General features: G+C 52.1%; 16 protein-coding genes and 1 pseudogene. 10 read left to right on the top strand and 7 right to left on the bottom strand.

The window, feature by feature from the left end; all coding sequences use genetic code 11:
- Positions 1-671: 671 nt before the first annotated feature.
- Positions 672-884 (bottom strand): hypothetical protein, encoded by a 213-nt coding sequence (locus tag KJS42_RS17125; protein ID WP_155607236.1) that lies wholly within the window; start codon positions 882-884, stop codon positions 672-674.
- Positions 885-919: 35 nt separating this feature from the next.
- The gene (locus KJS42_RS17120; protein ID WP_213623572.1) at positions 920-1534 is read right to left on the bottom strand and encodes a superoxide dismutase; all 615 of its coding nucleotides are present in this window, start codon (positions 1532-1534) and stop codon (positions 920-922) included.
- Positions 1535-1894: 360 nt separating this feature from the next.
- Here KJS42_RS17120 and KJS42_RS17115 point away from each other — a divergent pair, with 360 nt between their 5' ends.
- From KJS42_RS17115 to KJS42_RS17080, 8 genes and pseudogenes are all read left to right on the top strand, one after another.
- A complete protein-coding gene (locus tag KJS42_RS17115; RefSeq protein WP_155607234.1) occupies positions 1895-2338 on the top strand; it encodes a GNAT family N-acetyltransferase in 444 nt (147 codons plus the stop codon).
- Between the two features lie 117 nt (positions 2339-2455).
- Entirely contained in the window at positions 2456-3052 is a 597-nt protein-coding gene (gene lepB, locus KJS42_RS17110) for a signal peptidase I (RefSeq protein ID WP_155607233.1), read from the top strand.
- A gap of 24 nt (positions 3053-3076) precedes the next feature.
- Complete coding sequence (rnhA, locus tag KJS42_RS17105; RefSeq protein WP_193416594.1) at positions 3077-3517, top strand: ribonuclease HI; 441 nt, start codon at positions 3077-3079, stop codon at positions 3515-3517.
- Between the two features lie 60 nt (positions 3518-3577).
- Positions 3578-4741: pseudogene (gene queG / locus KJS42_RS17100) on the top strand (tRNA epoxyqueuosine(34) reductase QueG); the annotation flags it as partial.
- Between the two features lie 45 nt (positions 4742-4786).
- The gene (locus tag KJS42_RS17095) at positions 4787-5821 is read left to right on the top strand and encodes an HD-GYP domain-containing protein (protein ID WP_155607231.1); all 1035 of its coding nucleotides are present in this window, start codon (positions 4787-4789) and stop codon (positions 5819-5821) included.
- Between the two features lie 96 nt (positions 5822-5917).
- Positions 5918-6160, top strand: coding sequence for a YneF family protein (locus KJS42_RS17090; RefSeq protein WP_155607230.1), 243 nt, complete (start codon positions 5918-5920; stop codon positions 6158-6160).
- A gap of 44 nt (positions 6161-6204) precedes the next feature.
- Complete coding sequence (folE, locus tag KJS42_RS17085) at positions 6205-6798, top strand: GTP cyclohydrolase I FolE (protein WP_213623570.1); 594 nt, start codon at positions 6205-6207, stop codon at positions 6796-6798.
- 215 nt (positions 6799-7013) lie between these two features.
- Positions 7014-8096, top strand: coding sequence for a hypothetical protein (locus tag KJS42_RS17080; protein WP_213623569.1), 1083 nt, complete (start codon positions 7014-7016; stop codon positions 8094-8096).
- Positions 8097-8339: 243 nt separating this feature from the next.
- On the opposite strand, the gene KJS42_RS17075 is transcribed toward KJS42_RS17080, so the two are convergent.
- On the bottom strand, positions 8340-9587 hold the full coding sequence (locus KJS42_RS17075) for a Fe-Mn family superoxide dismutase (RefSeq protein WP_213623568.1): 1248 nt from the start codon (positions 9585-9587) through the stop codon (positions 8340-8342).
- Positions 9588-9655: 68 nt separating this feature from the next.
- A complete protein-coding gene (locus KJS42_RS17070) occupies positions 9656-10687 on the bottom strand; it encodes an alpha/beta hydrolase (protein WP_155607226.1) in 1032 nt (343 codons plus the stop codon).
- A gap of 242 nt (positions 10688-10929) precedes the next feature.
- Between KJS42_RS17070 and KJS42_RS17065 the strand changes: the two genes are divergently transcribed.
- Entirely contained in the window at positions 10930-11682 is a 753-nt protein-coding gene (locus KJS42_RS17065; RefSeq protein WP_193418828.1) for an IclR family transcriptional regulator, read from the top strand.
- A 124-nt stretch (positions 11683-11806) separates the two neighbouring features.
- Here the strand turns inward: KJS42_RS17065 and KJS42_RS17060 are convergent, their stop codons facing one another.
- Genes KJS42_RS17060 through KJS42_RS17050 form a run of 3 tightly spaced genes read right to left on the bottom strand, consistent with a single transcriptional unit; the run spans position 11807 to position 14955 of the window.
- Complete coding sequence (locus KJS42_RS17060) at positions 11807-13432, bottom strand: alpha/beta hydrolase family protein (RefSeq protein WP_213623567.1); 1626 nt, start codon at positions 13430-13432, stop codon at positions 11807-11809.
- A gap of 23 nt (positions 13433-13455) precedes the next feature.
- On the bottom strand, positions 13456-14562 hold the full coding sequence (locus KJS42_RS17055) for a DUF1648 domain-containing protein (protein ID WP_213623566.1): 1107 nt from the start codon (positions 14560-14562) through the stop codon (positions 13456-13458).
- A gap of 6 nt (positions 14563-14568) precedes the next feature.
- Entirely contained in the window at positions 14569-14955 is a 387-nt protein-coding gene (locus KJS42_RS17050; protein ID WP_193418810.1) for a GntR family transcriptional regulator, read from the bottom strand.
- Between the two features lie 125 nt (positions 14956-15080).
- Between KJS42_RS17050 and KJS42_RS17045 the strand changes: the two genes are divergently transcribed.
- Positions 15081-15956, top strand: coding sequence for a GNAT family N-acetyltransferase (locus KJS42_RS17045; protein ID WP_213623565.1), 876 nt, complete (start codon positions 15081-15083; stop codon positions 15954-15956).
- Positions 15957-15978 lie beyond the last annotated feature (22 nt).

Below are 15978 nucleotides of genomic sequence, written 5' to 3'. Positions count from 1 at the left end.
TAAATCAGCCAGATAGCGGTAAAATTTACCGCTATTTCACTGAAAGCACCTGTTTAGTGCAAAATAGCGGTGAATTGTACCCTTATTTCGGGCATCAGCGCCATCTGGAGCTGTAATCCGGCCCAATAAGGCCATAATTTACCGCTATTTGCGTGCGAAGCGCATCCCCGGGTAACGATAGCGGTACTTTTTACCGCTATTCAGCCGTGACAGCATAGAGTCGGCTTCTTGTCTCGTTAGAGTGGTGGAATGATGGTGGGGAGCGATAAAAGGATCTAGGACAGCAGCTAGTAACAGGGGCGAGTGACTAATTAGAGGTTGTGTAGCTCGTGTGGTAGCAATATAACGTTATAATATCACCTTATTTGGCCCACCCCACCAATTTTGGGTGCAAATAGCGTTAAAAAGTGTTCTTATATTCAGCATCAGAGCTCATTTGGGACATATTTTGGCTGAATAGCGCTAAAGTTTACCGCTATTTCACCGGAACCATTTGTATAGAGCCCAATAGCGGTAAATCGTACCCTTATTTCGGGCACCAGCGCCATTTGGAGCCGTAATCCGGCCGAATAAGGCCATAATTTACCGCTATCCGGCCGCAACAGCAAAAAGGGAAGGCGTCTACACGCCTTCCCTTTTTGCTGTTCTCGGAGCCCTTGCGCAGTTGCTCATTACATCATGCGGTTCTCCACGGATTTCATATGGTTTTGCGTATCCGGTTCGCGGTGCTCCTCGCCCTCGACTTTACCGAGGTCGGGGGTTGCCCCGCTGCCGGTCACGTTGTGGGCGAAGTTCGTGAATTGCTGCTTATGCGCGTCCTCGGCGTGTTTGGTGGCGAGGAGCTCCTCCGGGTCATTTGTCAATTTACGCTTTTGCTTTGCCATAGATGTTCCCTCCTTCGTAAGTAATCAACGCGGCTTTATTTCTTCGCAGCTTCGTAAAGCCGGTTCACTTCGTCCCAGTTAATAATGTTCCAGAACGCCGCGATGTAATCCGGCCGTTTGTTTTGGTACTTCAAGTAATATGCGTGTTCCCAAACGTCGAGGCCGAGAATCGGCGTCAAGCCTTCAGAGAGCGGGTTGTCTTGGTTTGGCGTGCTGGTGACGGAGAGCTTGCCGTCTTTGCCAACGACAAGCCAGGCCCAGCCGCTGCCGAAACGGGTCGTCGCGGCTTTGGTGAAATCTTCTTTGAACTTATCGTAACCGCCGAGATCGCTGTCGATCGCGGAGGCAACAGCACCGGTTGGCGCACCTCCGCCGCCGGGGCCGATGACCTTCCAGAACAAGCTGTGATTGGCATGTCCGCCTCCGTTATTGCGCACGGCCGTACGGATATTTTCCGGAACGGCATCCAGGTTGGAGATAAGCTCCTCCACGCTTTTGCTCTGCAGGTCCGGCGCACTTTCCAGAGCTGCGTTCAGGTTGGTTACATAGGTATTATGGTGCCGGTCATGGTGGATATTCATCGTTTGTTCATCAATATGAGGTTCCAATGCGTTTGCCGGATAGGGCAACGCAGGCAATTCATGTGCCATGTTCGATCTTACCTCCCGTTTGAATTGGATCAAGTCTCGTCATCCTTGTGTAAAAAGTTAGCAGGAAAGCCCCTTCCGTATTACACCTGCGTAACAATCCTATTATTGGTAATGCATAAAAATATATGCATAACTGTGAGTCGGTTAAGGACATTTTGCGAAAGTTCATAATTGTAAACGCTTAATATAAAGCGCTTTCAGAAGAAAAATGATGTATTTGGGGGATATCTATGGTTTAATGGACAAGGAAAGAGTTTTTTCCTCGTTTTTTGTCTGGAATCAAATATTCGGTTGATGTAAAACAGGGGGGTTCTTTTTTTACATCGGCCTATCTTGCGTGAAGAAAAGGGAGATCATAGCATGCGTATTCGTTCCTTTCAGTTGAGTGATGTAAATCAAGTGATGGAGCTATTGCAGGTGGCCTTATCGGAAGATTGCTACGAAGATACCAAGTGCGCGTTTGCCAGACAACTTTCCTGGGATTCCGAACTGATTATGGTTGCGGAAGTCGAGGAAGAGATCAAAGGGGTATTGATCGGGACGATCGATCAGAATACGGGATGCATTTATCGCATGGCCGTGCACCCTGAGTACCGTCGGCGCGGCGTCGGCCGCAGCCTCGTTTCCGCGATGGAACAACGATTCCAGCAGCGGAATGTCCGTCGGATTATGGTCGCCGGAGACGAACACAATAAAGCGATCATGCCGTTGTATGAAGCGATGGGCTATGGAGCCAGCAAGTTTTTGGAAGCATTCCAGAAGCTTGGCATCGCGGCAGCTCGGACATTGACGGGATCCAATTGATGAAAAACGTCCCGAAGCAAATTCGGGAAATGTTGAAGCATATCTTCCATCCATTGCAAATGGGTGAAGGATATGCTTTTCTATTATATAGATTGTTTAAATTTGATGAGGTGTAGGATGGAACCGGTCATGGATTCGGAAAGCAAGGCACAAGCGGACCTCGAGGGATCCGCCGGCAAGCCGCAGAGTCGCTGGGCTGCGGAAATATGGGAAATGTTGAAGACGATCGTCATCGCCTTCGTGATCATGATGCTGTTAAACGTATTCGTGTTTAATTTGTCGATGGTGAAGGGGCAGTCGATGCAACCTACCTTGGAGGAGCAGGAGCGGCTGTTCGTGGACAAGATGGTGTACCGGTTTGGCCATCCGAAACGCGGCGAAGTCGTTGTGCTGAAGGATCCCAGCGTCGATGCCGATCGGAAACCGTTTCTGGTTAAGCGAGTCGTGGCGGTACCGGGTGATTCGGTCGAGGTACGGGACGGCCAATTGATTATAAATGGGGAGTCCCAGAACGAACCGTACACCGACTCGGCGATCGAAGACGGTGACATGTCGGAGGTTCAACTCGGCGCGGGGGATTATTTTGTGATGGGCGATAACCGCCATGCCGGACGGAGCAAAGACAGCCGTTACTTTGGCACCGTGAAAGAGAAATGGATCGTTGGCCGTGCTGAATTCGTTTTTTGGCCGATTGCCAAGATCCGTGATTTATAAGCCGTTTGTTTGGGAGGATGAATCGTGAAGGAAGTTATGATATATACGGACGGGGCCTGCTCCGGGAATCCGGGTCCAGGGGGATGGGGCGCAGTGCTGCTGTTTAACGGGCATCGCAAAGACCTGTCCGGCGGCGAGAAAATGACGACGAACAACCGTATGGAGATTCAAGCGGTCATTTCGGCGCTCAGCCATTTGAAGGAGCCTTGCCAGGTGAAGGTCTACAGCGACTCCGCCTACGTGGTCAACTGTTTTCAACAGAATTGGATCCGCGGGTGGCTTAAGAACGGATGGAAGAACAGCAAAAACCAGCCTGTCGAGAATCGCGACCTTTGGGAAGAACTTTGGCGGCTCATGGGCATCCACAAGGTGGAATACGTGAAAGTGAAGGGGCATAGCGACAACGAGCTGAACAATCATTGCGACCTGTTGGCTCGGGAAGCGATTAAGCGGTTGTCCTCTTGAAAAATAATGCTTTGTTACCATAACAGCAACATGAACAGCAAGGAGGGGGAAGAGATGCCGATGACGGAAACTGGCTTTGCCCGTTTACCGGCTGGGGATAGCCGCTGGGCCGAGCTGAAGCGGGAGATCCAGGAAGCGGCGGCGGAGCTCGGCATCGACGATATCGGATTTGCCAGCGCTGATCCGTTTGTGTCGCTGAAAGCGATTCTGGAGGACCGGCGCGACAAAGGTTACGAATCCGGCTTTGAAGAGCCGGATCTAAATAAACGGGTGTATCCGGAATTGTCGCTTACGCAGCCGGCTTCGCTGATTTCGATCGCGGTAGCGTATCCGTCGAAGATGGAGAATCCTCCGAAGTCGGCGCCTGGCGAGCGGCGGGGCATCCTGGCTCGTTCCGCCTGGGGACAGGACTATCATCAGGTGCTCCGCGAAGCGATGGAGAAGCTTGAGGGCTTTATCCGCGAACGCGTACCCGAAGCGCGAATCGAAAGCATGGTTGACACCGGGGCATTGGTAGATCGAGCGGTGGCGGAGCGGGCAGGGATTGGCTTCAAGGGCAAAAACTGCGCGATCATTTCCCCGAAGTGGGGCTCGTGGATTTACCTCGGCGAGTTGATCACGAACGTGCCGTTTCCTCCGGACTCGCCGGTAACGGAGGACTGTGGCGACTGCACCAAGTGCATCGACGCGTGCCCGACGGGAGCGTTAGTTGGCCCCGGCGAACTGAACGCACAGCGTTGCATTTCTTTTTTGACGCAGACCAAAGGGTTTGTAGATGAAGAATTTATGGTTAAAATCGGCAATCGTCTGTACGGCTGCGATACGTGCCAAGTCGTCTGCCCGAAGAACAAAGGCAAGTCATGGAACCATCGGCCGGAGCTGGCGCCGGACCCGGAGAAGGTCAAACCGCTGCTGCTGCCGCTGCTAGACTTAAGCAATCGCGAATTTAAGGAACGTTTCGGTGACAGCGCCGCAGCCTGGAGAGGCAAGAAACCGATCCAACGCAATGCAGTTATTGCGCTAGGTAACTTCAAAGATCCGACTTCCGTGCCGAAATTAATAGATATACTGCTTTATGATCCACGTCCAGAGCTAAGGGGAACCGCAGCTTGGGCATTAAGCCAAATCGGGGGCATGGAGGCCGGAGAAGCGATCGGCCGGGCGCTTGACGCCGAGCAGGAGGAAGAAGTGCGGGTTCGGCTTCGGACCGCCGAGCAGAAGCTGCAGGCTTCCATCGGGGATTGATATCCGGCAAGGGGGATAACATAGATGCGTTTCATCAATATCGAGGATATCGAACCGGGGCAACATCTGGGGAAAACCGTGTATTCGGCTAACGGGACCGTGTTATTGTCGTCAGGGGTTCAGCTTACGGTGTTCATGATCAACACGCTGAAGCGGATCGGCGTAACGATGTTATATATTAAGGATCCGGATTACGAGGATATCGAAATCGAAGACGTGCTCAGCGAATCGACCAAACAGGCGGTGTTCCGGGAGATGTCCGAAACGCTGCAGGCGATCCGCTCCGGGAAGGACTGGAGCACGCGCAAAATCAGCAACAGCGTCGACTCTCTGCTGACCGACGTGTTGAATAGCAAGGAAGTATTGTTGCAGCTTACCGATATTCGGACGGCGGATAATGCCGCCTATCTTCACGCGGTTAACGTCAGCCTGATTTCGTCCATGATTGGACTTAACCTGGGGTTGGGATATTCCCAACTCAAGGATTTGGCCATCGGCGCGATGCTGCACGATATCGGCAAATCGTTGGAACTGCCAGAGGGAGCCGATCCGGAGGACCCCAAAAACCACCATACGTGGCGGGGATACGAGTTGCTGCGTCATAAACGCGAATTTAATCTGCTAATCGCCCATACGGCGCTGCAACATCATGAGCGTCCGGACGGTAACGGCATACCGCGGAAGCTCGCGGGAGAGGAAATCCATCTGTTCCCGAGGATCGTCGCGGTCGCCAATATGTACGACAACCTGATCAGCGGTGGAAGTAAGGATGGGCGGGTTTTGTTACCGCATGAGGCCTGCGAGCATATGATGGCCTGCTCCGAACAGGAGCTGGATCACGAGGTGCTTGTAGAATTTACGCGCATCATCTCCGTTTATCCGAACGGAACCTCGGTCCGGCTCGGAACGAAGGAGACCGGCGTGGTTGTAAGGCAGCACCGGGGATTGCCGGGCCGACCGGTCATTCGGATCGTGCGGGGAACCGGCGACGAGTTGGACGTGAACGAAGTCGACCTGGCGACGGAAACCACGTTGTTTATCGAGGCGGTTTTGGCCTGAATCCTTGAATCGCGGCAGGCTGGATGCTATGATATTTGGAGTGCGCCGGCCTTTATAGCAGGGGCTGCACGATTATAATCCAGGGGTGGCTGAAGCATGGATATCGTTATTCCAATCATTACTTTAATCGTCGGGCTGGTCGGCGGCTTCGCGATCGGGGTATTTTACCTCCGCAGACAGCTTACGAAGATGCAGAGCGATCCGGAGATGCTGCAAAAGATGGCGAAGCAAATGGGGTATAACCTGAACAGCAAACAGATGCAACGCGCGCAGCAGATGATGAAAAATCAAGGCGGACAAGCGCCGGTACCGGGCCGTCCGACAAAGAAGAAAAAATAATGAAACGTTTCACATATTTCATGTGAAGGGAGGAGGCGCTGAAGATGGCTGGATTGAAAGATTATGTAAACAAGCAGGTAGGCGACAATCGGGAGCAAATTGAACATCATGTTCGGGAAATCCTGAAATTGATCGGGGAAGACGTGGAACGTGAAGGACTACTCGAAACCCCGGCCCGGGTGACCCGGATGTATGAGGAGATTTTTGCCGGATATGAAGTGGATCCCCGTGACGTACTGGGCGTGACCTTCGAGGAAAATCACGAGGAACTCGTCATTGTCAAAGATATCGTCTACTACAGTCAATGCGAGCATCATATGGCGCCTTTCTTCGGTAAAGCCCATATCGGCTATATTCCGAGCGGCCGGATCGCCGGGCTCAGCAAACTGGCCCGTCTGGTTGAAGCGGTGACTCGCCGCTTGCAGGTGCAGGAGCGGATTACTTCGCAGATTGCTGACATCATGGACGAGGTACTGCAGCCGAAAGGCGTGATGGTTGTCGTCGAAGGCGAGCATCTATGCATGTGCTCCCGCGGCGTCAAGAAGCCGGGCAGCAAGACCGTAACCTCAGCCGTACGCGGAAGTTTCCGCAAGGATGCAGCTGCTCGGGCGGAGTTTTTGTCGCTCATCAAAAATTAGTTTTTTATAAAAGACCTTTGGTTTCGAGGATTATGCCTCGTTAACTGAAGGTTTTTTAGTTTTGAGATGGGTTTGCGTATCATTATCCTATTTAGAAATCTGGTTAAGTATGGAAGGAAGGTACTGAAAAAACAATATATTGATATAGAATACATAAATGGTAATAACAATAAGGGATCTGGCCGGAACCTATTATATTATAGGAGGCTTCGTCAATGAAACTAAAAGCTATAGTATCATTTTCCTTAGCACTATTTTTTGTTACCTCAAGTTCAAGTGCCTACGCTGGTTCAAATATTACGAATATCAAGGAAAAGATAATCGTTATCACAGACCAGATACATGAAGTAGAAAAAAGAGTACAATATAAAGTTTCGGAAGATAATGCAATGAATAACTTTAGAAATAACTATGAAATAAGCTACAATGAAGAGATTCCGCAAGATAATTTTGACGCTATAGTTATTTCATGGGAAAAAGCAGAAAGCAATATGAATATTCTACAAAATATCATAAGTAATGGTCGGGAAGTCTTTGTTTTTGGTGAGAATCTGGATTCTAATAAAATCTCAAAATTTACTCCAAGTAGAATAACAGATCAAGCAAGAGAGAAAGAATCAAAAGAAGAGATGAATGAAGTAATTAATGATAAGGAAGAGTCTTGGAATTTAATCGGATATGTAGATGGTGAACCTAAATTTTTTAGTAATATTCAGTCGTACACATATGAGGGGAAGAAAAAGGCGCTTTATGAGGATGTCGTACTTCAAGAGATTTCACAATATGGAAAGGATAATGCTGAAGATATCGCATCTATACTTAGCTATGGCACAGATACAATTATTACTAGTGGTTATAATCTCAATAGTTCGTTATATAGAGATGATGCAAATGGAAACTCGATACTACGGGCTACATTAAATGCTGACTACATTTTGAAAAGAAACACGGATAATATTTTGGATTGGGGGCCTGACTCAACCAATAATGCGAATGGAAATTCAATTACTGTAGGATTGCCTTGGGCAGTCTCCTGGTCATTCACTCCATCAAATGTATCGACGGATATTTCTGTGTCTGGGGGGCAAACTTCAGATTCATTGCATTGGAGTGTTTACAATGAGGCATTTACAGGATTGAGGTATTCCTTAGGTAATCCGACAAGAATTCAACCTGGCATTGCATGGGCGTCTACTGGATCTTTAGCTTCCATCAACATGGATAACTCTGCTAGAGTTAAGTATGGGACTACGGATTACTACTTGAGTATCTATAAACAAATAGAATATGATTATTAATAAATACATGTATATGTTGAGGATAAGATCATGAATAAGAATATTACCCCGAATAAATTAATACTTATTTTGACGATTCTAATCATAGCAGTCTTATATTTTGTAGTAACGATGAGCTACGCTGAAAATGGGTACGGACTCCTTATCCAACAATTAAATAACACTATTATTATTTTGTTATTAACTCTTATCCTCTTCAAATTGAGTAAATGAAAGTGAATAGTGTGAACAAAATGGCAGCCGTTAAAACGGCTGCCATTTTAATTTTCTTGCCGCCTCGAACCGCTTGGCGACGGCCGGCCAATAGACGACGTTCCACCAGGCTTTGATGTAGTCGGCACGCACGTTCTGATGCTTCAGATAATAGGCGTGTTCCCATACGTCGAGCGGAAGCAACGGAACGACGTCCCATTGCGACAGGTTCTGGTGTTTCTCCGCCGTGAGGATCTCCAGCCGGTGGGCACGCGGGCTCCACACGAGAATGGCCCAACCGCCGCCTTCCACCTTCGCGGCCGCTTCGGAGAACTGTTTTTGGAAAGCGTCGTAGCTGCCGAAGTCGCGTTTGATCTGCTCTAGCAGTTCACCTTCCGGTTTGCCTCCGCCTTTTGGACTCATGACATCCCAGAAAATCGTATGAAGATAATGCCCCGCGCCGTTAAAGGCCAGTTCTCGCTCCCAATGCTTCACTAAATCGAAGTTGCCGGATTTGCGGGCTTCCTGGAGCTTCAGCTCCGCTTTGTTCAAATCGTCGACGTACGTCTTATGGTGCTTATCGTGGTGGATGCGCATCGTCTGCTCATCGATGTGCGGCTCCAGTGCGTTATAAGGGTAAGGCAAAGGAGGAAGCGTATGCCCGCCGATTGGGACGGGACGCTCCGGCACACGTGCTGCGGCTTCTTCAGCGTTGTCGTTCGCAGCCGGTTCTTGGCGAAGAGGTGCATCTTCCTGCACGGCTTCCGCCTCGAAGTTTTCGACGGAGGTGTCCTCTCTGTTTAACGATGCGGGGAGGGGGGCAGCAGGCGGATAAGGATAAGGCGTCGCCCCGGCCATATTGCCGGCAATTCCCCCCGGCCGGTTCAACCGCTCGAGGACCTCGAGGAAATACGCCGATTCGCGAATGATATGCTGAAGTACGACCGGAGCGAGCGGTACCATCTTGACGGCATGGCTATGATTCAGCATGATTTCTAGCTGGCGGATGAATTCCCGCGATTGCTGGAACGAGGCTTGCAGAAGCCGTTCCGTCTGCCGGACGACCTCAGGGCTGGAGGCGGCGGAAGGGGTCGCCAAAGCGTATTGCAACAGCCTGTCGGCCGCGGTCTGTGTCCCTTCAAATACGGGCTTCCATTCCTCCAGAAGCTGGACGTAATTGGCTTCCAGGCCGGGAACGATGGCTTGGATCACCTCCGTATGCTCCGCTTCCTGCTGCTTCCAAAAGCGAATTTCCTCCAAAATACGCACAGGCAAAAAAGGCCCGTAAACGAACAACATTCGGCCTACCTCCTCAAGATTAAGAAGTACATTACTACTAACTTATGAGCGAGGAGGGTTGGCTTATGCTATTCAGATACAGACCCGATTTGCACATTGGTATTTTGGGATGCTAGCTTGATTTTTCCGAGGAACAACGACACTTTGCGTAAATACTCCTTGGGATGCTCACGGAAAATCAATTCATGATGAGCTCCGTCCACGATCCACACGCCGGAATCGGGGTTGGTCTGGTTGGCTGCGAGTTTCTCCGCGATGGGGTAAGGAGCCTTTTCATCTTCAGTGCCGTGAATGAACAGAGTCGGAAAAGGATAGTCCTCCGATTTAACCTGAGCGTACGGAATTTGCCGCAGGCTGGTCCCGTTTAGCACCGGCAACAGCATGCCGATGATCTCCAGCGAAGGATGGCGGGGCAGCCCGATATGCTGACGGATGTTGTGGTACATCGTATCCGGCTCAAGCAGGAACGTACTGTCAAGGATCATACCGTCAATGTCCGGGCTTTTTAAAGCAGTTTGCAATGCGGTCCCGGCTCCCATAGAGAAGCCCCAGACGATGATTTCCTGGCCGCCTCGCTGCTTGGCAACCTGAATCGCTCCGAGCAGCTGTTGGGCTTCCTTTTTGCCGCCGGTGGCGACTTCCTTGCTGTTTTGCGCGGCAAAGCCGTAATCAAACATCAGGACATTGAAGTTCAACCGATGGGCGAAATTGGCCAGATCATACATCGGAATCCAGGTTTCTTCACGGTTGGCTCCATACCCATGGCTAAAGACGATGGTTTTGACGGAGTCCTCCGCAGGAATATACCACCCTTGCATTATTCGGCTCCCGTCGGCCGCGGGAAAAGCGATGTTCTCGTATTCGAGGTTGATGGACAGCTTTGGATTAGAATAAAGCGGTGCCACCTTTGGATTGGACAATACCCAGGCGATATACCCGTGCAGCGAGACAAAACAAAAAATCAGGAAGAACAGCACGGACAACAGGAGAGCTACGAGGATATTTTTAATGCTGACGCGCCGGGTAGTCGCCGCGGGAACATCGTCGGTAACGTAAGCCGAAGAAGGCAAGGGAAGGTCATTTCGGCCAGTGTGGCTCATGCGCTTCCCTCCCAATACTGGATTATATGATTGCAAAAGCGGACAGTTTACCGTTAAGAAAACGCTTTTATAGCAGGTGAACCGGAGAAAATGTCGAAATAACGCGATTCTCCTGAATTTAATCGTAAGTCGATCCCTTATTAATGTCAATGGAAGGTGTTTCATTGACGGAAATTCGCTTCTTTCATATAATTTATGTAACCGAGTTTCATATAGTGAAACCTAAGGAGAGTAGATGCCGGATGGAAGACCGGAAGCTGACAGTGCGCGCGGTCGAGCGGGCTTTGGATATATTGGGTTGCTTCACGAAAGCAAGCGATTTGGGGTTGACGGAGATTGCCGCCGAAATCGGCCTGCATAAAAGCACGGTCCACCGCTTGTTGACCACGCTGGAGGAACGAGGTTTTGTCGTTCGTGATCCGGCTACGGAGAAGTACCGCCTGGGCCTTAAGGTGTGGGAGCTGTCGACGCACATGTCCCACAGCGACGACCCGGCCGTACTGCTGCTGCCGCAGATGGAGCGACTGCGCGATCGGCTCGGGGAGACGGTCAGCCTGTATTTGCGCGACGGCATCGAGCGGCTGCGGATCCAGGCGGTGCAGAGCAACCAGGCGATCCGCCGGGTCGCGCCGGTCGGTGCGCGACTGCCGCTGTACGTGGGCGCGTCCAGCAAGGTGCTCGTCGCCTACTCGGGCGACGAAGTGCTCCAGGCGGTGCTGGACAGCCCGGATTGGCCGCCGACGGTTGACCGGGCGGCCTATGTGGCGCAGCTGGAGGAGATCCGTAAACACGGATATGCCACCAGCTACGAGGAGCGGGAGCCGGGGGCATCCGCCGTCTCCGCGCCGATCTTCGACCGGACGGGGAAGCTCGCCGCCGCCCTGTCCGTGTCTGGGCCGGTCAGCCGCTTGACGTTGCAGCGGCTGGAGGAGTACGGGCCGATCCTGGTGGAAGCGGCCCGGGAGATGGGCCTGATGATGGAGCCAATAAGGTAAGGTGATTGGATCACCTTATTTGTGACTCCGTGTGTCGCGGCATCCTGTGTCTTGAGCACGCAAAAGCCCGCCCCTTATGGGGCGGGCTTTGTTGGCATCGAGGGGGCAGTAAGCACAGCGCGGCTTACTTGGTCCCGCGAACCCAAGCCGCGATATCGTCGACAATCTCTTTGGACACGTTGGACGGCTGGTTGTATTCGGCGCCGATGGAGAGGCCGTCCACTTTGGCCAGAAGATGATTGACCTGTGGATACGACTTGAACGTGACGTCTTTGCGGTTCTGCATCGCCGTTTTCCAACCTTCGAACTGTTTCATCGTCACCTGCCAATCGTTCTCGCCTTGCAGGATCAGCATCGGACTGGATTGCCGTTTGGCGAGCTCGGCCGGCACATAGTTTTTCTGCTCGAACCACCAGTAAGCAGGCTGGGACGGGAATTGCTCCGGCATATGGTCAACCGTATACTGCGGGTCGTTGACCATCGCGGCGATCGACGTGTACACAGCCGCTTGCTGCTCGTAAGGCGCCGGGTCCTGGCCAAGCTGCTTCACGCGGCTGACGAGCTCGGCTTGCTGCTCGGCTAGCACGTCAGCGAATTTACCGCTAGGCCCAGACAACAAAATCGTTCCGGCGATGTCGCCGTTAGCATCGCCTGCGGTAATGAGCGGCATAGCGTAGCCGCCTTGGCTGTGACCGGCGACGAAGATGCGAGAAGCATCGATCTCCGGCGTTTGTTTCAATAATGCGACCGCCTTCAGAGCATCGTCGACGGTCTCTTTCTTTAGTGTGAACTTCGGATCCGCTGCAACCTTGAACGTATGCTCGTACGACACCTTGTCGTAGCGCAGCACGGCGATGCCTTGCGCAGCCAAACCAACCGCGAGGTCACGGAAGGGCTTGGAGCTGCCAATCGCCTCGTTCCGGTCGTTCGTGCCGGAGCCGTGCACGAGCACTACTGCCGGGTAAGGACCTTTGCCCGCGGCTGGCAGCGTCAATGTGCCCGGGAGGGCCATGGCGCCTTCGCCAACGGTTACTTCTCGCTCGGTGTAAGCGGCAGCGTCGTCGTAGGCGGGTTTTTGGTATGCCGAGCTGGTCGCAGCGGCGATATACATATCATCAATCTCCCCGGCGGTGTTAAGCCGAAGCGTCAGGTTCACCGGAAACGCCGCCGTTTGGAACGCATACGTTACGTTGCGATGTATCGAGTTGGTCGTTTCGCTTTTGGACGGAGCGCCCGCCGCTTTGCCAAAAATCGTTTCATAGTTGGCCCACAGCTGGTTCAGCATGGCGGCCGGGAGGGCATAGGACGAAGAAGGGCTGACATATTTCGCTGCTTCGGCACCGTTTCCGTCAAGCAGCGCGTTCAAGAACAAGTCGGCGTGATCTTTCGCCCCGACTTCAGGCTGATTCGTGCTCTTTACTTCAAACGCCTTAGCAAGAAAATCAGCGTCAACTAGAGCGCGGCCGTCAGCAATACGTACCGGCTCGTCTAAAACAACGCGATTTCCGTCAAGCAGAGCCTCCGCCGAACCGATCGTTAGCACCAGCTTATGCCCATCCTTCGTTACAAGGATCGTAGCGCTACCGGACTCCCAGTGGACTTGTGCGCCAAAACCTTCGGCAGCTTCCCGTACCGGGGCTAGCGCTGTGGCGCTTTGCTTCGCCGCGAAGGCGGAAGCGGACGGAAGGGTCAGACTGAGCGCCAGCGTAGCGGCGGCAGCGTTTTTGAACAATCGGGATCGTTTGGTCATCGTAATCTCCTCCTTAATAACTTCTATTTTGCGAGCCAGGCAGACCAACCGATGACGGCCAGAATGCCAAGCAGGGTAATCCAGGATAGCGGATTAGCAAAATTCATCGTCCAGCCGATGCCGCTTCGCTTCTCGACAAATAACGATGGGTCTTGCGGATTGAAGTAAATGGAACCTAGCTTCCAGTAGCGGTCATCCGGAACCGGTGCTGTGCTTGTACCGGTAGCTGCTGCGGTACCGCGGCCGATTCGGCTTCCGCCTTGTCCCGTGGTGAAGGATAACACCAACGCGAACAGCACGATGAAGACAGGGACGGCCATGCTAACTAGCGTGATAATGTTCTTGTCCATCGGGCGAATCAGGTTCACTTGCATGAAAGAGAACATCAAGATCAACGCCAGCGAGGACGCGAGTGTAAAAACGGACCATCTGCGACGGAACGCGACGTTTTGGCGGAGTGAACGTTCCGGGTCGGCGGCTTGAAGCTGCTGCTTGCTGTGTTGAATCGACCAGTTGACAAACCCGAACAATATAGTCATAATCACCTGCATCACGTTGGGAAACAACACGACGCGGTAAGATTTGGTGGCGCTGCGGACTACTTCCCCGGAGAAGTCAAACTTCATCGCGACGGGATCTGGTATGGCGGCGTATTGGCTTAACACCAAGGCTACACTGGCGGCAATAATCCCTGCGTGGATCAAGAACCACTTGCCGGAAAGCGCCAGCTTTTGCCGGCGAAAGCCGGTGTCCACCGCCAGTAGAGTGGGAGCGGAGGAGGCGACTGGCAAGGCCGGACGGATCTTTTTCATACGGAAATAAAATACAAGGTAGAGGGCCGTAGAGAAGATAATCGTCAATCCGATATAAACGCTAAACCAGACTCCTTGGGCGTTCCCGTCCTTGTTCCATACACTAAGCAGGCACGCAATCAGCAACAGGGAATAAATCCCCCCGCTCACAGCGGCATATTGCCGACGTAACCGACGGATCGGTTCGCTCCAATACTGCTCCGGGCTGACCGATACGCCGAAGCTTACCGTTTCCCGGGTCAAATAAGGCATGAAGGCCAGAGATGCTACCAGGGGTACAAACATAAGCAGCAATAACAAGGTAGATAGAAACATCATAGGGCACTACTCCTCTCGAGTAATTTCTTGGTGGATTTGTTCCACTAGGGAGAGCAACTCGTCCTTCTCGATCCCGCGGCAGATGGCCTCCGCTACGATCGGACGCAGTTCTCTCCGTTGTTTCTCGCGGAATTCGGGAGTCACCGGGGGCATACCCTCCGGATCAATGACGACGCCTTTTTGGCGATGGACCTGAATATATCCTTCCTGCTTCAGCAGCGTGTAGGCTTTGTTCACGGTATGCAGGTTAACGCCGATGTCGGAAGCCAGACTTCGTACCGATGGCAGGGGCTCCCCCAATTGAAGCTGCCCGCTGGCAATTCCCTCAATAATTTGATGGACCAGCTGCGTATAAATCGGGACATCCGATTGTAAATCCAGCTGTATAATCACAATGTGGCATCTCCTTCTCTTGTTCTAACTGTTATACTTATAATATAACAGATGGTTGTTGTAGTGTAAAGTAGTCGTTTGGTTTTATTAACATGTTCTTTTACAAATAGAAGGGGGCTGAATCGGTGCCATCCTATATCATCGTAAAGCTATCGGAAGTTACGCCGGAATTGCTGGAACCGATTCACTGGCTGGAGCAAGTTTGCCGTCAAGCGGACGGGTCAAAATTGAACATCGGCCTGGATAACTTGAGCAAAGAAAGCGGCGATCACGCCTATCTCTACCAGGTGGAAGGGAGTTTGCGCGGACATTTAGGTTGGTATACCGCGGATGGGGTGGAGGCGAACTTAATCGCCATGGTTCACCCGGAATGGCGCCGCCAAGGGGTTTTCCGGCAGCTGTTGGAGGCTGCGATCACGGAGATGGACGAGCAGGGGATCCAAACCTATCGGTTTAAGGTTCCCGCCGATTCCGAACCCGGCTTACGCTGTGTGGAGCATCTGGGCATGCGGTTTGACGGCTCGCAGTTCGCCATGGAACTCACCTCCTGGCAAGAAGATTCAGCCGGTCACGCGGACCTGACGCTTCGTCCGGAGGAGCTTGAGGATTTTGGCTTTATGGTACGTTGCTTGTCGCAGGCGTTTGGCGATACCGAGGAGTGGACTATTCAGTATTTGGGCCATACTCGGGAGCCCAGCCGCCACAACTATATCGGCTGCTGCGGGGAAGAGCGGATCGGCTTGATTCGCGTCAATCTTCTGGGGAACGAAACGGCGGTGATCCACGATTTTTGCGTGCTTCCGTCCCAACAGGGGCGTGGGTATGGAGGAGAGATGCTAGCCCAAACCGTGCGGTTGCTTCTGGCGCAGGGCCGTACGAGGATCCGCTTGAGCGTGGCCGCAGATAACCGCAGCGCATTGGAGTTGTACCGCAAGACTGGTTTTGCAATTGTATCGGAATCGCGATACTACGTCTGCAAAAGAAAAGAGTTCCCTTCATAAGGTTGAAGGGAACTCTTTTATA

It is taken from the genome of Paenibacillus sp. J53TS2 (genome assembly GCF_018403305.1).
GTDB lineage: Bacteria > Bacillota > Bacilli > Paenibacillales > Paenibacillaceae > Fontibacillus > Fontibacillus rhizolycopersici.
The sequence above is the reverse complement of the archived record's forward strand: the minus strand, read 5'-3'. Positions and strand labels throughout refer to the sequence as shown.